At 71.3% G+C, this 17130-nt stretch carries 15 protein-coding genes, 1 pseudogene and 1 riboswitch; of the genes and pseudogenes, 4 read left to right on the forward strand and 12 right to left on the reverse strand.

The annotated features are described in order from the left end of the window. Positions 1–49: 49 nt before the first annotated feature. The gene (locus AB0N16_RS18915; RefSeq protein ID WP_365798024.1) at positions 50–994 is read left to right on the forward strand and encodes an alpha/beta hydrolase; all 945 of its coding nucleotides are present in this window, start codon (positions 50–52) and stop codon (positions 992–994) included. A 137-nt stretch (positions 995–1131) separates the two neighbouring features. Here AB0N16_RS18915 and AB0N16_RS18920 read toward each other — a convergent pair whose 3' ends face one another. The 8 genes and pseudogenes from AB0N16_RS18920 to AB0N16_RS18955 all read right to left on the reverse strand — a co-directional run bounded on the left by AB0N16_RS18920 (position 1132) and on the right by AB0N16_RS18955 (position 9240). Beyond that, complete coding sequence (locus AB0N16_RS18920; protein WP_365798026.1) at positions 1132–1731, reverse strand: TetR/AcrR family transcriptional regulator; 600 nt, start codon at positions 1729–1731, stop codon at positions 1132–1134. Positions 1732–1788: 57 nt separating this feature from the next. Beyond that, positions 1789–2370, reverse strand: coding sequence for a GAF domain-containing protein (locus AB0N16_RS18925; RefSeq protein ID WP_365798028.1), 582 nt, complete (start codon positions 2368–2370; stop codon positions 1789–1791). Between the two features lie 61 nt (positions 2371–2431). Then, on the reverse strand, positions 2432–3031 hold the full coding sequence (locus AB0N16_RS18930; protein WP_365798030.1) for an ATP/GTP-binding protein: 600 nt from the start codon (positions 3029–3031) through the stop codon (positions 2432–2434). Then, complete coding sequence (locus AB0N16_RS18935; RefSeq protein WP_351705625.1) at positions 3009–3380, reverse strand: DUF742 domain-containing protein; 372 nt, start codon at positions 3378–3380, stop codon at positions 3009–3011. The genes AB0N16_RS18930 and AB0N16_RS18935 overlap by 23 nt, the downstream gene beginning before the upstream one ends. A 2-nt stretch (positions 3381–3382) precedes the next feature. Next, a complete protein-coding gene (locus AB0N16_RS18940) occupies positions 3383–3817 on the reverse strand; it encodes a roadblock/LC7 domain-containing protein (RefSeq protein WP_365798032.1) in 435 nt (144 codons plus the stop codon). Between the two features lie 743 nt (positions 3818–4560). Next, positions 4561–6357, reverse strand: a pseudogene (locus AB0N16_RS18945) (ATP-binding protein); the annotation flags it as partial. 435 nt (positions 6358–6792) lie between these two features. Then, entirely contained in the window at positions 6793–7935 is a 1143-nt protein-coding gene (locus tag AB0N16_RS18950) for a DUF4037 domain-containing protein (RefSeq protein WP_365798034.1), read from the reverse strand. Positions 7936–8022: 87 nt separating this feature from the next. After that, positions 8023–9240, reverse strand: coding sequence for an MBL fold metallo-hydrolase (locus tag AB0N16_RS18955; protein WP_365798036.1), 1218 nt, complete (start codon positions 9238–9240; stop codon positions 8023–8025). Between the two features lie 139 nt (positions 9241–9379). Between AB0N16_RS18955 and AB0N16_RS18960 the strand changes: the two genes are divergently transcribed. Beyond that, positions 9380–10558 (forward strand): Glu/Leu/Phe/Val dehydrogenase dimerization domain-containing protein, encoded by a 1179-nt coding sequence (locus AB0N16_RS18960; protein ID WP_365798038.1) that lies wholly within the window; start codon positions 9380–9382, stop codon positions 10556–10558. A gap of 86 nt (positions 10559–10644) precedes the next feature. Here AB0N16_RS18960 and AB0N16_RS18965 read toward each other — a convergent pair whose 3' ends face one another. Then, entirely contained in the window at positions 10645–11247 is a 603-nt protein-coding gene (locus AB0N16_RS18965) for an XRE family transcriptional regulator (RefSeq protein ID WP_365798040.1), read from the reverse strand. Between AB0N16_RS18965 and AB0N16_RS18970 the strand changes: the two genes are divergently transcribed. Beyond that, the gene (locus tag AB0N16_RS18970; protein ID WP_365798042.1) at positions 11246–11764 is read left to right on the forward strand and encodes an N-acetyltransferase family protein; all 519 of its coding nucleotides are present in this window, start codon (positions 11246–11248) and stop codon (positions 11762–11764) included. The two genes, AB0N16_RS18965 and AB0N16_RS18970, sit on opposite strands and share 2 nt — an antisense overlap. A 41-nt stretch (positions 11765–11805) precedes the next feature. Continuing rightward, positions 11806–12408 (forward strand): TetR family transcriptional regulator C-terminal domain-containing protein, encoded by a 603-nt coding sequence (locus AB0N16_RS18975; RefSeq protein WP_365798044.1) that lies wholly within the window; start codon positions 11806–11808, stop codon positions 12406–12408. Between the two features lie 45 nt (positions 12409–12453). Here AB0N16_RS18975 and AB0N16_RS18980 read toward each other — a convergent pair whose 3' ends face one another. The 3 genes from AB0N16_RS18980 to AB0N16_RS18990 all read right to left on the reverse strand — a co-directional run bounded on the left by AB0N16_RS18980 (position 12454) and on the right by AB0N16_RS18990 (position 16984). Further along, the gene (locus tag AB0N16_RS18980) at positions 12454–13239 is read right to left on the reverse strand and encodes an SGNH/GDSL hydrolase family protein (RefSeq protein WP_365798046.1); all 786 of its coding nucleotides are present in this window, start codon (positions 13237–13239) and stop codon (positions 12454–12456) included. A 239-nt stretch (positions 13240–13478) separates the two neighbouring features. Next, a complete protein-coding gene (locus tag AB0N16_RS18985; protein ID WP_365798048.1) occupies positions 13479–14426 on the reverse strand; it encodes a peptidoglycan DD-metalloendopeptidase family protein in 948 nt (315 codons plus the stop codon). Between the two features lie 4 nt (positions 14427–14430). After that, positions 14431–14591, reverse strand: a riboswitch (cyclic di-AMP (ydaO/yuaA leader). A 308-nt stretch (positions 14592–14899) separates the two neighbouring features. After that, the gene (locus tag AB0N16_RS18990; RefSeq protein ID WP_365798553.1) at positions 14900–16984 is read right to left on the reverse strand and encodes an alpha-galactosidase; all 2085 of its coding nucleotides are present in this window, start codon (positions 16982–16984) and stop codon (positions 14900–14902) included. Positions 16985–17130 lie beyond the last annotated feature (146 nt).

Consider the following 17130-nt stretch of genomic DNA (forward strand, 5'->3'; position numbering starts at 1 on the left):
GCCCATCCTATCTTGAACCGAATGGTTCAAGATGCGTTAGTCTCGACGCATGACCGATGCCGCCATCACCCCGAACCGCCCTCCCGACCACCACCACGTCACCGGGCTTCCGCTGCGTGACCTCACGGGTTTCACCCACCGCTGGGTCGACACGCAGGGAATCCGGCTCCACGCCGTGGAAGGCGGCCGGTCGAGCGACCCGACCATCGTGCTACTCGCCGGATTCCCGCAGACCTGGTGGGCGTGGCACAAGGCGATGCCGCGCCTTGCCGAGCGGTTCCACGTGATCGCGGTCGATCTGCCGGGGCAGGGCCACTCCGATCGTCCCCACGGGAGCTACGACACCCACACCCTCGCCTCGCGCGTCCAGGCCGCGCTGACCGCGCTCAACGTGCCGAAGTACTGGCTCGCCGCCCACGACATCGGGGCCTGCGTCGCCTTCTCGCTCGCCCTGAAGTACCAAGAGCGCCTGCACGGTGTCGCTCTCCTCGACGCCGGCATCCCGGGGATCACCCTCCCCGACGCCATCCCGGCCGACCCCGACCGGGCCTGGAAGACCTGGCACCTCGCCTTCCACCTGGTGCCCGACCTGCCCGAAACGCTGATCACCGGCCGCGAGCGTGACTACGTCGGCTGGTTCCTGAGGGTCAAAACGCTGTCCCCGAACACCTTGGACAGCGCCGACATCGACCACTACGCCGCCTCCCTCGCGACCGAGGGAGGGCTCCGAGCGGCTCTCGCCTACTTCCGCGACGGCGCCGAGTCGGCACGTAAGAACCATGAGGCTCTCGGACGAGGGCCCTTGACCGTCCCGGTCCTGGGAATCTCCAGCTCCCACGGGTCGATCCCCGACATGGCCGCCGCCATCAGCCCCTGGGCAGAGAAGGTGACCGGCGTCGTCATCCCGCAAGCCGGGCACTTCATTCCCGACGAGCAGCCCGACGCGACCGTGGACGCGTTGACCACGTTCATCGATCAGGCACGTGTGGAGTAGAGCGGGCCGGGTGGAGCGTACCGGCGAGTTCGCCGACACCGGATCGTCCGCACCCTCGCCGAACCAGCGATACCAGGAGAACCAGCAGTACCAGAAGAACCAGCAGTACCAGGAAATGAGTGCCTGTCACACCCCGGCTAGGCCGTCGTCACGCCGAGCAGTGCCCGGCAGTTCTGCCACATCGGGCTCAGCCGCTGGGTGTTGTTGTACAGCTTGGCGAACATCACCTGGCCCTCCAGCTGGGCCACCACCGCCCGCGCCGCCTCCCTGGTGTCGGTCACACCAACCTCGCCACGCTCGCGGGCCTCGCCGATGACCGACTCCACCATGCCGACCTGCGCGTCGAAGATCTCCTGCAACCGCCCGCGGACCACCTCGGTCTGGTTGCTCAGCTCCAGAGTGAGGTTCCCGAACAGACAGCCCGCCACCGTGCCGCAGTCCTGCTGGACGGCGCGCTGACCGGCCTCCGTCCCCTCGAACAGCCGCCGCAACCGCTGGAGCGGTTCCGCCTCGCCGCTCAGGGCCTGCGTCCAGTCGCGCTTCTGGGCCTCCCAGTGCTCGTCGACGACCGCGAGCGCGAGAGCTTCCTTGGACTCGAAGAAGTAGTAGAAACTGCCCTTCGGCACCCCGGCCGCCTTGCAGATCTCGGCCACCCCGAGCGCCGAGTACCCGCGCCCCTCGATCAGCGAGCGGGCGGCGTCGAGGATCTTCCGCTTGGCGTCACTGGTGCGTCCCATACCACCAGCGTACGGAGGTACTCGACCGGTCGGCTAGTGAGGGAACCGTTCCCCTCGTCACAGCAGCGGAAGCCCGTCCGCCTGGCGTCGCTCGATGCGGGCCACCAACTCCGCCGCCGACGACTTGATGGTCTCCAGGCCGGGCCGGCCCCAGGGCCGTGGCGCCACGTCGACCACACACACCGTGCCGAGCGCCGTCCCGGTGCTATCGATGAGCGGGGCACCCAGATAGGAACGGACGCCGAACTCGTCGACGACCGGGTTGCCCGCGAACCGCGGGTAGTCGCAGACGTCCTCCAGGACCAGCGCCTTCCGCCGGACCACCACATGGGGGCAGAACCCGTGGTCGCGGGCCAGCTCACGGCCCAGCACCGGCGTGCTCCCGTCGGGCTTCACCACCGGCGGCGGCACGGCCGGCAGGTGCAGGCCCGCGAAGAACTGCCGGTCCTCGCCGATGAAGTTGACCATGGCGTACGGCGTCCCGGTGACCTCGGCGAGCCGGTCCGCATAGGCGTCCAGTTCGGGGTCGGGGCGTTCACCGAGGCCCAGCTGGCCGAGGCGCCGGGTACGTAGGGGCACCTCCTTGTCCTCCGGCGTGAGCAGCAGACGACCGGCCGGGCGCGTCGGGTCGTACCTCATGGGCGGGCTCCGTCGCTGTGGACGTGGGTCATATATGGGCTCCGTGAGGTGTGTATGGGGTTCACATGTGGGCGCGGTGGCTCGGCGCGGAGACCGGAGCGTGGGCGATGAGATGGCGGACGAGGGTGAGCAGGGTCTGGACGCCGGAGCTGGAGATACGGGCGTCGCAGCGGACGACCGGGACCTCCGGGTCGAGGTCGATGGCGGCGCGTACCTCCTCGGGGTCGTAGCGGTAGGAGCCGTCGAACTCGTTGATGGCGACGATGAAGCCGAGGCCGCGCTCCTCGAAGAAGTCGACGGCCGCGAAGCAGTCCTCCAGACGGCGGGTGTCGGCGAGGATGACCGCGCCGAGCGCGCCCTCGGACAGCTCGTCCCACATGAACCAGAACCGCTCCTGTCCGGGCGTGCCGAACAGGTAGAGCACATGTTCGGGGTCCAGGGTGATGCGGCCGAAGTCCATGGCCACAGTCGTCTCGACCTTGTTCTCGATACCGTCGAGGTTGTCGGTCGCGGCACTCACCGTGGTGAGGAGTTCCTCCGTGGACAGCGGCGCGATCTCGCTGACCGCGCCCACGAAGGTGGTCTTGCCGGCCCCGAACCCACCGGCCACCAGGATTTTCAGCGCGGTGGGGAAGGGGTCACAGCTGTCGTCGTAGTCCATCGAGCACTGCCTCCAGAAGAGACCGGTCAGTGGGGTTGTGGTGGAACACGGGGGGCTTGGCAGTCAGCGCCCCGCAGTCGACGAGGTCGGAGAGCAGCACCTTGGTGACCACTGCGGGCAGCTTGAGGTGCGCGGCGATCTCGGCGACCGAGACGGGTGCGCGGCACAGGTCGAGCGCCTGCGCGTGCTCGGGGCCGAGGTAGCCGAGAGGGGTGGCCCCGGTGGCCATCACCTGCGACATCAGGTCGAAGGCGATGCTGGGCTCGGTGCGGCCGTTGCTGACCGTGAACGGGCGCACCAGGCGTCCGGCCGCATCGTCCAGCCATGGCCCATCGCCGGCTGCCGCCACCCTCAAGGCCTCATCGCCGTGGGTTCGACGGCATGCTGCCGGGGCGCGGTGACGAGGTACGGGCGGACGCTCTTGACCAGCATGGCCATCTCGTAGCCGAGGACGGCGGCGTCGGCCTCGCGGCCGGCCAGCACGGCGAGGCAGGTGCCGGAGCCGGCGGTGGTGACGAACAGCAACATCGAGTCGAGTTCGACGACGACCTGACGGACGTCCCCGCCGTCGCCGAAGCGGACGCCCGCGCTGCGGCCGAGCGAATACAGGCCGGAGGCGAGCGCCGCCATGTGGTCGGCGCTGTCCGGGTCGAGGCCGTGGACGGACTTCACCAGTCCGTCGCAGGACAGGAGCACCGCGCTGGTGGTGTGGGGTACGCGCTGGACGAGGCCGCTCATCAGCCAGTCGAGGTCGGATACCTGGGCGGTCGGCGCATCGCTCGCCATGGTGGATCGACTCCTTGGGGTACGAAGGTCTGCGGGAGCGGTGGGGGTGGAGAGGGGGGTGGGGGTGGGGGTGGAAACGGTGTGGGTCATCCGGCCGGTGCGCTCCCGTCGGGCCGGGCGGTGAATTCGGAGGTGTGCACCGGGCGCAGGGCCGGGGAGTGCGACTGAGGTCGGGACGAGGACCGGGGGTCGACCGGGGTCCCTGGTGCCCGGCTCACATGTGCCGGGGCCGTGTGGTCCGAGGCCGTGTGTGCCGGAGCCGTGTGTGCCGCGGCTGTGTGGTCCGAAGCCGTGTGTGCCGGGCCCATGTGGTCGGAGACCCGGTGGTCCGGGCCCAGGTGGTCCGGGCCCAGGTGGTCCGGGCCCAGGTGGTCCGAGGCTGTGTAGTCCGAGGCTGTGTAGTCCGAGGCCATGTGCCCGGCCTCCCCGTGTGCCGCCTCCCGTGCCGCGTCGATGTGGGCGGCGCCCATAGGTGTGGCGTCCAAGTGCGTGACGTCCATGTGCATGGCCTCCATACGCGTGACGTCCATATGCGCGGCGTCGGCATGTGTGGCGTGGGATGCGCTGCTCGCCGCGTCCCCGCGCCCCTCGCCGGATCTCGTCACGCCGGATCCGTCGCCGACGCCCATGTCGGTCACGCCCGTACCGGCGACGCCCACACCGGTCAGCCCGGTGTAGAAGGTCTCTCCCTGCGCCCCGCCCATGGACTCGGCGATCGTCGGCTCCGTCTCGGTGGCCTCCAGGTGCTGCTGGGCCTCGGCGAGGCCGATGCCGCGCTGGAAGGCGGCCATCAGGCCGGGGTCGTGTCCGGCCGGCACCTCGTTGTCCTGACGGGGTGCCGGGCCCCCGCGGAGCTGCGGGACGATGTGCTCCTGGGCGCGGCGCCGCGGCAGTTGGGGTTTTCCCATGGTGCCGCGCACCGCGCCGCCGCGCGGGACGGGCGGGGCACCGGCGTGCTCGGCGACCGCGGGCCGGTCCTCGGGGCGGATGCCGGGCAGCGCCTCGGCGGGATTGGTCCGGGTCTCCTGGGGGCCGCGTACCGGCAGTGGTGCGGGGGCACCCCCGTGCTGTGCGTGCCGACGCCGCCCGCCGCCGGCGGCCGCGGCCGGTCCCTGCTGCGGCGCGGGCCGCCGGTCCGCCGCACCGCCCGGGGCAGCCGCCCGGCCTCCGGCTCCCGCGTTCGGTCCGGGGGCACCGCCGTGGCTGCCGTCCAGTGCCCCGCTGGCGTCGGACGGCCGTGCGGCCCCGGCTCCCGGCGCACCGCCAGGAGCCCCCTGTGCACCGCCCCCCGCCCCCGCGTCACGCGTCCGCGGCACCGTCCCCGGTGCCCCCGGTGCCGTACCCAGCAGGCCCTGCGGCACGACGAGGACGGCCTGGACGCCGCCGTAGATGTTGGTCTGGAGGCGGACGTGGATGCCGTGGCGGCGGGCGAGCTGGGAGACGACGAAGAGGCCGATGCGGCCGTCGGCCAGCAGGCTGGCGACGTTGACCTGGTCGGGGTCGGCGAGCAGGGCGTTCATCTTGGACTGTTCGCCCACCGGCATGCCGAGGCCGCGGTCCTCGACCTCGACCGCGAGGCCGGAGGTGACGAGGTTGGCGCGGAGCAGCACCTGGGTGTGCGGCGCGGAGAACACCGTGGCGTTCTCGACGAGTTCGGCGAGGAGGTGGATGACGTCGGCGACGGCGTGCCCGCGCAGTTCGCCGTCGATCGGCGGGACGAGTTTGACCCGGGAGTACTGCTCGACCTCGGCGATGGCGGAGCGCAGCACCTCGGTCATGGAGACGGGGTTGCTCCACTGCCGCCGGGACACGGCGCCGCCGAGCACCGCGAGGTTCTCGGCGTGCCGCCGGATGCGGGTGGCCAGGTGGTCGACGTGGAAGAGACCCTTGAGGAGGTCCGGGTCCTCGATCTCGTTCTCCAGGTCGTCGAGGATCGAGATTTCCCGGTGCACGAGAGACTGAAGCCGCCGCGCCAGGTTGACGAAGACCTCCAGCTTCTGTTCACTGCCGGCCTGGCTGGAGAGCTGGGCCGCCTGCACGACGGCGCTGACGGCGCCGTCGTGCGCGCGGGACAGGTCGGCGGCGAGCAGCTCGAAGTCGTCGGCGTCCTCGGGCGGTCCCCCGCGCGGCTTGCGCGGGGGCGGGGTCTCACCGCGGCGCAACGCGTCGACGAGGGCCAGCAGATCGACCTCGCCGCGGGCTGCGTTGCGGCGCAGGACGCCGACGCGGTCGCTCACCGAGCGGGCGGCGCGGCCCGCGGCCACTGCGGCGATGACGATGCCCGCGGCCGTCACCGAGACCGCTCCGGTGAGCACGGCCAGCAGGGTGAGGCTGGGCCGGGCACCGGTGGAGCGGACGGTGAACAGGACGGCCGCGCAGCCGCTGAGCGCCACCGCGACCGGCGGCAGCACGGCGAGGCGCATCAGCTGAGGCCGTATGTGGGTCTCGGGCAGCGCGGGAACGGGTCGGGCGACCGGCCGCCCGTGCCGACCGCCCTCACGGCGGTCGGCACGGGCGGCCGGTGCACGGAGGTGAGACATCTGCGTCCTCGTACTGGTCCGTCGGGCCTGAATTGCTCGCGCGTGCCGCGCGAGGTGGGCATGCGCCATCGCGGTGCCGGCCGAGGGGACCGCAAAAGAATTCGGCCCCGTGTCGCCCGACGGACACTCACAGTAGTCGCCAACGCATCATGTGCGGCGGGCAGTTGACAAAGTCCCCCGGAGATGGTCCTGCTCTGGTATGAGCTGTCGCACGAAAGACCGATAACCCCCTTGCAGCCTCACTCCCGAACGACCACCGACTGATCTGAGCTGCTCAAAAACGGTCACAAGGAGAAAGGGAGGCCTGGAGCGACCGGCACTCCGCACCCCTCGCCGACCGTCCGCCCACACGTCCACGGCAGGCCCGGCAAGACGCCTCAGCAGCCTGCCGCAGCCTCGCCATCACCCCCCAGAACATCACCCACGGTGACCTCCTCACCCTCGGGCGCCGTGTGTCCTCTCCTGCGGAGCGGCGGCGTGCCGATCGGTGTCTGTCACCGCCTCGGCCACGGCCCGCGTCCGGTCCGGGCGGCTCAGGACGTCCGCACTGTCGACGAACTGGTCCACCGCGCCGATGGTCGGCAGCTCCCGTATACCGGGGGCCTTGATCCGGGCGACGAGGGCCCGGGTGAAGCGGTCCGCGCGCAACACCCGGAAGGGCCGGGAGTGGTAGGGGCGGGTGGCCGGGTCGACCCGGTCGGTGAGCTCCAGTTCGTTGTGCAGATGGGCGACGATCTCGTACGCGTGCACCAGGTGCCGCTCGCGGGCGAGCCAGTCCGTGGCGGCGAGAGCGGCGGTGAGCACGGGGCTGAGCCGAGGAGCCGCGGGGGTCCGGGCGAAGGCGCTGCCGAGCCACTTCCCGTAGGGCGGGTAGCGCCGGTCCATCAGCAGGCCGAGCCGCATGAGGTCGCGGACCAGGCGGGCGGCCTCGACGGCGGAGCCGAGTTCGTCGCCGACCTCGCCGCAGCGGCCGACGAAGGCCTCCTCCTGGGCGATGCGCTGCCACTGGCAGGCGAGTACATAAAGCCAGAGGTCATGGGGGTACCAGCCCAGGGCGGCCCGGGCCGGGGAGAGCGTGTGGAGGCCGTCGTGGAACACGGCGCCGGCGGTGACCTCGGCGAGAAGCTGGGTGGGGGTGGCGAGCCAGTCCGCCGCAGTGACACCGGAGGCCGGATCGAAGCCGAGGACGGCGCGGAACCAGGAGGAGACACTGGTCACTTCGACCCGGTGGTACACGGGACCGTCGGTGACCCTCATGACCCGGATGCCGCGGTCCCCCGTGGCGGCGAAGTGGGTGGGCCAGCCGTGAAAGGTCTTCGGGAGGTGTTCGGCGAGCACATGTCTGATCCGCCCACCGTGGCGGGACACGTCGTGGGGGTGCAGAAAGAGCTGGAGGCGTGGGCCCCACTCGTGGTCGGCGGAGCGTTCGGTGTCGTAACCGAGGACTTCGGAGCCCGGGCCCAGCCGGGCCGCCGAGTGCGGAACGCCGGGAGCGGCCTCCTCCAGCAGCGAGCGTACGGCCTCGGTGTAGAAGCGCCGGGACAGCTCAAGTCCAGGTAAAAAAGCAGGGGTTGGCATACGCGCATGACTCATGCCGATGCCCCTGCCCAGGTTGTGCAGGGGCATGCACGCCACTTTCACGTCACCGCCACAACGGCGGCGCCGTCACTTCACAAGATCGTCCGCGTCCGGTGTCACCGCTTCGCCGACCAGGTGGAGGTCCTGCCGTCCGGCCTCGTCGCGCGGCTGGACGGCGGAGAGCCACGGCCGGGCGACCGGCGCCGACGCCTCGCGCCACCACCGTTCGGCGGGCAGCTTCCCGGACGGCTCGAAGGGCTCACCGGGGCGCGGCAGCGCCACCGCCTGGCCCGCCCCGTCGCCGGCGTCCTTGGTCCACTCCCCCGGCTCGGCCCAGGCGTGCGGGGCGAGGTTGAAGGTGCCCCAGTGGATCGGCAGCAGCACCCCGTGCGGGCCACCGCCCTGCAGGTCGAGGTGGGCCCGCATGCCCTCCTCGGGCGTCATGTGTATGTCGGGCCAGAACTCGCTGTACGCACCGATCTGGATCATCGTCACGTCGAACGGCCCGTGGTCGGCGCCGATGTCCTTGAAGCCCTCGAAGTAGCCGGTGTCACCGCTGTGGTAGATCCGGTGCCGCTCGCCCGCGACCACCCAGGACGCCCACAGGGTGTGCTGGGTGTTGCGCAGTCCCCGGCCGCAGAAGTGACGGGCGGGGGTGGCCGTCAGGGTGAGCCCGCCGACCTTGGTCTCCTCGTGCCAGTCCAGCTCGCGCAGCCGGTCGGCTGAGACGCCCCAGTGTTCGAGGTGCGCGCCGACCCCGAGCGGCACCGCGAAGAGGGTGTCCGTGCCGGCCAGCGCCTTGATGGTGGGCAGGTCGAGGTGGTCGTAGTGGTCGTGCGAGATGACCACCACGTCGACCGGGCCGAGCGCGGCCAGCGGCAGCGGCGCCGGGTGCAGCCGCTTGGGCCCGGCGAACGGGAACGGGGAGCAGCGCTCGCCCCAGACGGGGTCGAACAGGACGCGGTGCCCGTCGATCTCCGCGAGCACGCTGGAGTGCCCCATCCAGGTCACCCGCAGCCCGCTCGCGGCGGGCCGGGCGAGGTCGGCGACCGTGGTCGCGTGCACCGGGACGGTGCCCCGGGGAGCGCGGCGGACGCGCTGCTCCTTCTCGAAGTAGATCTTCGCGAAGTCCAGCATCGAGCCCGAGGGGCGGGTGCGGGCGGTACCGCCGGGGTTCTGGAAGACACCGTCATGGAAGTGCGGTGAGGCCTGGATGCGGGCCATGCGCTCGCCGCCGGGGTCCACGCCGAAGGCAGCGGGCCGCAGCACGCGGAGCCCGGAGCTCAGGGAACGCAAACGGGTCACGGTACCTCCAGTGGTGTGGCCGAGGTCCTCCATTATGGTCGGCCCCTCGGGTGGTCGGCGTTGACACTCTGCCGCCCAGCTCCAGATACTGACCCACTGTTCAGTAACGCCCTCTTTCACGAACCTCTCGGGAGCCACCATGGCCGCTCCACTGATGTCTCTCGTCTGGACCGACCACATCACCGGCCGCCAGGGCTTCCTGGTCGTCGACCGGCTGGTCCGGGGTGTGGCCAGCGGGGGTCTGCGGATGCGGCCGGGCTGCACCCTGGAGGAGGTGACCGGGCTCGCGCGCGGCATGACGATGAAGGAGGCCCTGCACTACAACCCCGAGGGCCGTTACATCCCCCTGGGCGGCGCCAAGGGCGGCATCGACTGCGATCCGCAGGACCCGGGGTCGTACGCCCTGCTGGTCCGCTATCTGCGCGCCATGCGGCCGTATGTCGAGAACTTCTGGACCACCGGCGAGGACCTCGGGCTGACCCAGGACCTGGTGGACCGGGCGGCCGCCGAGGCGGGGCTGGTCTCCTCGATCCAAGCCGTGTACCCGCTGCTGGACGACGGGGCGGCGGCCCGGCGGCGGCTGGCGGACGCCTTCGCCATCGAGGTGGACGGGATCGGTCTCGACGAGCTGGTCGGCGGATGTGGCGTCGCCGAGTCGGCGCTGACGGCCCTGGACCGGGCCGGGGTGCCGTACCCGGGGACGCGGGTCGCGGTGCAGGGGCTGGGCACGATGGGCGGGGCCACGGCGCGTTTCCTGGCCCGCGCGGGGCTCACGGTGGTGGCCGTCGCCGACGTGAAGGGCACCATCGCCAACCCGGCCGGCCTGGACGTCGAGGCGCTGCTGCGCGCCCGGGACACGTACGGCACCGTCGACCGCGCGGTGCTGCGTCCCGGCGATCTCGAACTGCCGGGCGACGCCTGGCTGTCCGCCGACGTGGAGGTGCTGGTGCCGGCGGCGGTGTCGTACGTCGTCGACGCGGCCAACGAGCACCTGGTCACCGCCCGCTGGATCGTGGAGGCGGCCAACATGCCCGTGCTGCCCGAGGCGGAGGAGCGGCTGGCGGCGCGCGGGGTGACCGTGCTGCCGGACGTGGTGGTCAACTCGGGTACCAACGCCTGGTGGTGGTGGACCCTGTTCGGCGACATCGGCCCGGACCCGGACGAGGCGTTCGCCCACACCCGCCGCTCGATGCGGGCCCTGGTGGAGCTGATGCTGGATCGTGCGGAGTCCGACGGCACGACCCCGCGTGCCGCGGCCCACGCGCTGGTGAGCGACCGGCTACCGGTGATCACGGAACGGTTCGGCTGGTACCGCTGAGGGGACGGCTGCTCGGGCAGCGCCCGCGCCCCGGAGCGAGGGCACGATCGCCGTCGCAGCCATGAAGGCCGGTGGGAAGGCGCCGCTCACGGCTGGGCGTCGCGGGTGAGGACGACGGCGTAGCGGCACTCGGCGTCCGTGGTGTTGGCGAAGACCCGCTCGGCGGGCGGCCCGAGTTCGACGGTGTCGCCGGCGTCGAGTTCGTGGACCGTGTCGCCGTCGTGGAAGGTCAGACGGCCGTCGAGGACCCAGACGAGCTGTCGTACGAAGGCGAAGGCGGCGGCCGGGTAGGGCACCCGGGCTCCGGCGGGCAGGCGGATCTCGGCGATCTCCGCCGGGAAGCGCGGTCCGGTGATCTGGCGGCGCCGGTAGCCGGTACCCGGGTCGCGCCACTCGGCCGCCTCGGCGCCGCGCCGCACTCCCGCGGACTCGGCCGTGGCGTCCTGGCCGCCTTCGGCCAGGGCGAGGAGGGACGCGACGCTCAGCTGGAAGGCGGCGGACAGCTTGCCGAGGACGACGGCGGTGGGGCTGCTCTCGCCGCGTTCGATCCGGCTGATCATCGCCGGGGAGACACCGGAGGCGTCCGCGAGCTGCGCCAGGGTCCAGCGCCGGCGTTCCCGCTCGGCGCGGACACGGGCCGCGATCCGTGCCGCCAGGGAGTCCGCCGACGGATCTACTATGTTGGACATGAATCCAATATACGAGAGAGATGGGACGGTGACGATCCGCCCGGCCCGCCCCGGTGACACGGAGGCCGTGCGCGCGATCCGCAACCACGCGATCGAGCACTCGACGGCGCTGTGGACCGAGACCCCGCAGTCCCCCGTCGAGGGAGCGGCCTGGCTCGCCGCCCATCTGGCGCGCGGCTCGGCGTTCGTGGCCGACGTGGGGGGCGAGGTGGCCGGATTCGCGGTGTACGGGCCGTGGCGGGAGCTGGACGGCTACCGGCACACCGTGGAGGACTCGGTCTACGTCCGCGAGGACCGGCACGGGCTCGGCATCGGTTCGGCGTTGCTGGGGGCTCTCCTCACCGCGGCGCGCGCGGCCGGCCACCACGTCGTGATCGCGGGCATCGAGGCGGAGAACACCGCCTCGGTCCGGCTGCACCGGCGGTTCGGCTTCGAGCACGCCGGCACGGTCCGGGAGGTGGGCACCAAGTTCGGCCGCTGGCTGGACCTCACGCTCATGCGGCTGCCCCTGGCCTGAGACGGCAACACGCGCGGGGTACGACCGATTAGGGTGACCGCGTGGCGAGAGTGCGGTTGAGCGTGGCCGAGCGGCGGGAGGAACTGCTGCGGGCCGCCATCGAGCAGATCGAGGCGCGGGGCGTGGCGGCGGTACGGATCGCCGATGTCGCCTCGGCCCTCGGGGTGAGCAACGCGCTGGTGCTGTACCACTTCTCGACGAAGGAGAAGCTGGTCGCCGCCGCCTTCGCCTACGCCGCCGAGGGCGATCTGGCGCATCTGCGCAAGCTGCTGGGCCGCGGTACGTCGGCGTCCCGCCGGCTGCGGGCGGCGGTGCGCTGGTACGCGCCGACCGGGCAGGCCAAGGGCTGGCGGCTGTGGATCGAGGGCTGGGCGGTGGCCCTGCGCGAGCCCGCCCTGCGGGAGGTCACCAAGAAGCTGGACCAGCAGTGGAAGGCGGCGATCGCGGAGGTCATCGCCGAAGGGGTGGCCGCCGGCGAGTTCCGGTGCCCCGACCCCACGGCCGCGGCGCTGCGGCTGACCGCCCTGCTCGACGGGCTGGCCGTCCAGCTCACCTCGTATCCGGGCGCCCTGTCGCGTTCCAGGGCGCAGGAGTGGGTCGACGAGGCGCTGGCCCGCGAACTGGGGCTGCCCGACGAGCAGTAAGGAGCGGCTCACCAGGACGCCGCCCCTTACGTGTTCGTGCCGCCCTCAAGCCACGGACGCGATCCGCATCTTGATGTCGCCCGGGGAGAGCGCCCCCTTGGCCGTCACGTGGTCACCCGACGACTCGCCGCGCAGCCGTCGCCCGATCCACGGCACCAGGTGCTCACGGGCCCAGTGCACATCGTCGCGGCGGACCTCCAGGGTGCCGCGGGGCGGCAGTGGCGGCCACGGCTGGTCCGGGTCGGCCGGCACCTCGACGCCGAGCACCTGGCCGGCCCGCAGCGCCACGCGCGTGTGCCCCTCGGGAGACAGGTGCAGCCGGTCGCCGTCCCAGGCCCGCCGGTCCTGCACGGTCTTCAGGGACCACAGGTCGAGGACCGGGCAACCGTACCGGTCGGCGACGGCCCGGACATGCCCGTTGTAGGTGGCGATCTTGCCGCGCAGATGCTTGAGGACGGGCACGCCCCGGGTGTCGAACCCGGTGGTCACCAGAACCGTGCCGACGGCCTCGGTCAGTTGCGCCACGGCCCGCTCGAACCGCTCGGCCACCTCGTCGGGGTCGGTGCCGGGGCGGATGATGTCGTTGCCGCCGGCGCAGAAGGAGACCAGGTCCGGGGCGAGTTCCAGGGCCTGCGGCACCTGGTCCGCCACGACCTGGTCGAGCAGTTTCCCGCGCACCGCGAGGTTGGTGTACTCGAAGTCGCCCTCGGGCTGCCGGTCCGACAGCAGTACCGCGAACCGGTCCGCCCAGCCGACGAACGCCCCGTCGGGGCCGGGGTCGCCGACGCCCTCGGTGAAGCTGTCCCCCAGCGCCACGTACGACCCGATCACTGATGCATTGTCACTCTTCGAATCGTCTGCCACGACGGACCATGATTCACCTTCGACTGTGAGCTACGCGACCGTAATAAGGGGTTGACTAGCGGTGAGATAAGACACGCCTAAATACTCGACCAAGCCAGGAATAAGCCTCCGAACAGCGGCGTTGAGGCGTCGATCGCTCGAAGGCCGGACCCGGGCATCGGGGGTCCGGCCTTCGGAGTGCGTGTCAGATCAGTGGCGGTGCCGGATCAGCCGACGGGGACGCCCTTGGAGCGGAGGTAGCCGACCGGGTCGATGTCCGAACCGTAGTCGGGGGTGGTCCGGATCTCGAAGTGGAGGTGCGGGCCGGTCACGTTGCCGGTGGCACCGGAGAGGCCGACCTGCTGGCCCGCGGTCACGGTCTGGCCGACCGAGACGGAGAGTGCGGAGAGGTGGCCGTACTGCGCGTAGTAGCCGTCGGCGAGCCTGATGACGACCTGGTTGCCGTAGGCACCGCCCCAGCCCGCCGTGACGACCGTGCCCGCGCCGACGGCCTTGACCGGGGTGCCGGTCGGGACGACGAAGTCGACGCCGGTGTGGTAGCCGCTGGACCACATGCTGCCGGCCACGTGGTAGCCGGTGCCGACGGTGCCACCGGTGACCGGGAGGGTGAAACCGGAGGAGGTCGCCGTCGACGCGCCCGAGAAGGAGGCCGTGTTCGAGGACGAGGAGGAGGAGGGCACGGAGGACTGCGAGCCGGACCGGGCGTGCGACCGCGTCGCGGACCGGGAGCCCGAGCCCGAGGTGTCCGTCGTCGCGGCGTGGCGGCCGCCGAGCGTGAGCTTGAGACCGGGGTGGATCAGCGAGGGGTTGTCGCCGACGGCCTGCCGGTTGTCGGCGTAGAGCCGGTGCCAGCCGCCGTCGACGTTGTGTTCGCGGGCGATCTTCGACAGATAGTCGCCGGGCACCACCGTGTAGACGCGGTGCGCGGAATCACCGGTGCCGGTCTTCTGGGCGGCGGCCTTTCGCACCGCCGTCTGCTCGACGGTCGGCAACGACTGCGTGGCCTTTTCGGAAACGGACTGCGAGGTGACCGCGTGGGCGCCGGTGGCGCCCATGAGGGGCAGAGCCAGCGCGGCGCCACCGGTTCCGGCGACGGCCATCGAGCGGGTGAAACGCTGGGACTTGGGGCGGCGGTGCTTACCCTTCGCGGGCATGACGCATTCCTCTCCGGCGCCTGCGAGGTGAGCTGTCGGGTTCGGGCTGGAGCTGCCCGGCCACGCGGGAAGACGTGGCTACACCCCTAGCCGTCCCGGGAACCGGAACAGGCGGTCATACCTGGTGGGTCCCCCGCTCCTGCCGGGCACGGGTGAGTGTGTGTGGGGACTCCGGACGGCGGCAGGATTCGGCGTTCCGTCCGGATGCGTGGCGAACGTAAGCGAGTAAGACGCGCGTGAACAAGCGTGAGGTTCCGTCTGTCCGAGTTTCGCTTGATCCGTTACGGGAATTCCCGGTCACCCTCCGTGAATTCCCGCCTTCCGCACTTTTCCAATTCCCTTGAAAATCGCCGGAATTACGTGAACATGACGCGCGACGGACGGTCACGAATATGACGCTCCTCACGCACGTCACGCCACGTCACCTTATTCCAGACCGAGTTGCAATGAAGGCACCAAATCGGTCAGAAGGCTCAGATGCGACGCAGCCGGAGAACCGTCGCATCCAGGTCACCGCGCAGCTCGGCGCGGAGGCCGTGGTGCAACAGAACGGCACCTCGATGTACTTCGCCCGTTTCACGGCATTCGTACGACGCTGCCGGGTCGAGACCCTGCAAGCGCAGCGCCGGCATCGGCGCGCCGTAGCTCTGCGCCTGGAGCCACGCGAGGACCACGGTCTCGTCGCCGAGCGTGTACTGCACCGCACTGAGCCCGCCGGTCGGCGGCCGCAGCCGGAACTGGTCACCGCGCTGCACCAGGGGCCGGATGTCCTTGTAGAGCTCCACCCAGCGACCGGCCTCGGCCAGCTCCTCCTCGGTCCACTGCGAGAGGTCGCCACCGACCCCGAGCGCCCCGGCCATGGAGCTGATGAACCGGAAACGCAAGCTGCTGACCCGGCCGTTGAGCTGGTGGTTCGGGCTGTCCGTGACCCAGGCGGACATCACCCGGGCGGGGTGGATCTGGCTGAAGCCGTGCTGGATGGCGAGCCGGTCCAGCGGGTCGGTGTTGTCGGAGGTCCACACCTCGTCGGTACGGCTCATGATGCCGAGGTCGATCCGGCCGCCACCGCCGGAACAGGACTCGATGGCGACGTTCGGGTGGGCCGCCCGAATCCGGTCGAGCAGCGCGTACAGCCCACGGACGTGGTCGACCCACAGCCGCTGCGGATACGGCTCGCCGGGCCAGCCCGCGTCGGTGAAACAGCGGTTGAAGTCCCACTTGACGTAGTCGATCGGGGCGCTGGACAGCAGGGTGTCGAGCTGCTCCCAGAGGTACTCCTGGACATCCTCGCGGGCGAGGTTGAGGACGAGCTGATTGCGCAGTTCCGTCCGCTTTCGCCCCTGCTGGTACTGCACCCAGTCGGGGTGCGCGCGGTACAGGTCGCTGTCCGCGTTGACCATCTCGGGCTCGACCCAGATGCCGAACTGCATGCCGAGGGCGTGCACGTAGTCGGCGAGGGGCTTGAGTCCCTTGGGGAAGCGGTCCGGGTTGGGCGTCCAGTCGCCGAGGCCGGCGCGGTCGCTGGTGCGGGCGCCGAACCAGCCGTCGTCGACCACGAACAGCTCGACGCCGATCGCGGCGGCCCGGCGGGCGAGGGTGGCCTGCTGCTCCTCGGAGATGTCGAAGGTGGTGGCCTCCCAGGAGTTGAAGAGCACCGGCCGGTCCCGGTCGGCGTCGGGGATGACGTACGCCCGCTGGTAGGCGTGCCAGGCACGGCTCGCCCCGCCGAAGCCGCCGTCGGTCCACAGGCCCGCGAAGACCGGGCTGGTGTACGACTCACCCTCGGCCAGCATCAGCAGGCCCGAGTCGTCGTAGCCGGCGCCGCCGGTGATCTGCACGCGCGCGTCGGGGAGTTGGGCGACGGCGATCCGCCAGGAGCCGGACCAGCCGAGGGCACAGCCCCAGACCTCGCCGCGCTCCTCGGTGGCGTCGGTGTCGAGGGCGACCCAGGGCAGGTGCTGGTGGCTGGTGTGGCCGCGGCGGCTGCCGATCACCTTCTCGCCGTAGGTGAGCGGGGCGCTGGTGAGGCGGGACTCGGCGGCCCAGCGGCCGTGCAGCTGGGAGAGCCGCCAGCCCTCGCGGTCGGGGAGCGTCCAGGCGGCGGGGTCGGCACGCAGCAGCTCCACGCGCGCGTCCCCCTGGTTGTCGACGGTCACCCAGCGCTCGACGACGTCGCCGCGCATCCGGTAGTGCAGGGTGATGAGGATCGCGTCGTCCCGGAAGCGCAGCCGCAGCTCCTCGTCGGCCGCGTCGCCCTCCGTCTCGTACGACTCGAAGGTCCACTCGGTACCGCGGCGCTCCTCGGTGCGCACGGAGAGCGCGGGGCGGACGAAGCGGGGGCCGCCCTCGACGGGGTACTCCTCACGGCCGTCCAGCGGGGACTCGAAGGGCCAGTAGCCGGGCAGCACGCGGGTGCTGAGCTCCTCGGCGTCGGCGAGCCCGATTTTCGGGCCCCAGTGCAGGTGGAGCAGTTCGTCGCCCTCCGTGAGGTGCAGCGCGTAGCTGCTGCCCGGGCCCGAAAGGAGCCAGGTACGACCGTTTTCGGCGATGTCCACCACGAGAAACCTCACACAGGTGCCAACAGATCCGCTCAAGCACCAACATCATCAAGGGCGCGGGCCCTGGAGGCAACGCCTGTGGACAACTCATTGCTCGCGGAATCCGATGTCGTATGGTCGATCCAGTGCCCGTCGACGAGCAGCGC

This window comes from Streptomyces sp. NPDC051105 (genome assembly GCF_040682795.1).
GTDB lineage: Bacteria > Actinomycetota > Actinomycetes > Streptomycetales > Streptomycetaceae > Streptomyces.

What these genes read in the sequence shown, in the direction of transcription:
- AB0N16_RS18940 (WP_365798032.1), bottom strand. Translation starts at nt 3,817, where the DNA reads ATGGCGAGCGATGCGCCGACCGCCCAGGTATCCGACCTCGACTGGCTG.
- AB0N16_RS18985 (WP_365798048.1), bottom strand. Translation starts at nt 14,426, where the DNA reads ATGCCCGCGAAGGGTAAGCACCGCCGCCCCAAGTCCCAGCGTTTCACC.
- AB0N16_RS18965 (WP_365798040.1), bottom strand. Translation starts at nt 11,247, where the DNA reads ATGTCCAACATAGTAGATCCGTCGGCGGACTCCCTGGCGGCACGGATC.
- AB0N16_RS18930 (WP_365798030.1), bottom strand. Translation starts at nt 3,031, where the DNA reads ATGGACTACGACGACAGCTGTGACCCCTTCCCCACCGCGCTGAAAATC.
- AB0N16_RS18920 (WP_365798026.1), bottom strand. Translation starts at nt 1,731, where the DNA reads ATGGGACGCACCAGTGACGCCAAGCGGAAGATCCTCGACGCCGCCCGC.
- AB0N16_RS18925 (WP_365798028.1), bottom strand. Translation starts at nt 2,370, where the DNA reads ATGAGGTACGACCCGACGCGCCCGGCCGGTCGTCTGCTGCTCACGCCG.
- AB0N16_RS18970 (WP_365798042.1), top strand. Translation starts at nt 11,246, where the DNA reads ATGAATCCAATATACGAGAGAGATGGGACGGTGACGATCCGCCCGGCC.
- AB0N16_RS18915 (WP_365798024.1), top strand. Translation starts at nt 50, where the DNA reads ATGACCGATGCCGCCATCACCCCGAACCGCCCTCCCGACCACCACCAC.
- AB0N16_RS18960 (WP_365798038.1), top strand. Translation starts at nt 9,380, where the DNA reads ATGGCCGCTCCACTGATGTCTCTCGTCTGGACCGACCACATCACCGGC.
- AB0N16_RS18950 (WP_365798034.1), bottom strand. Translation starts at nt 7,935, where the DNA reads ATGCCAACCCCTGCTTTTTTACCTGGACTTGAGCTGTCCCGGCGCTTC.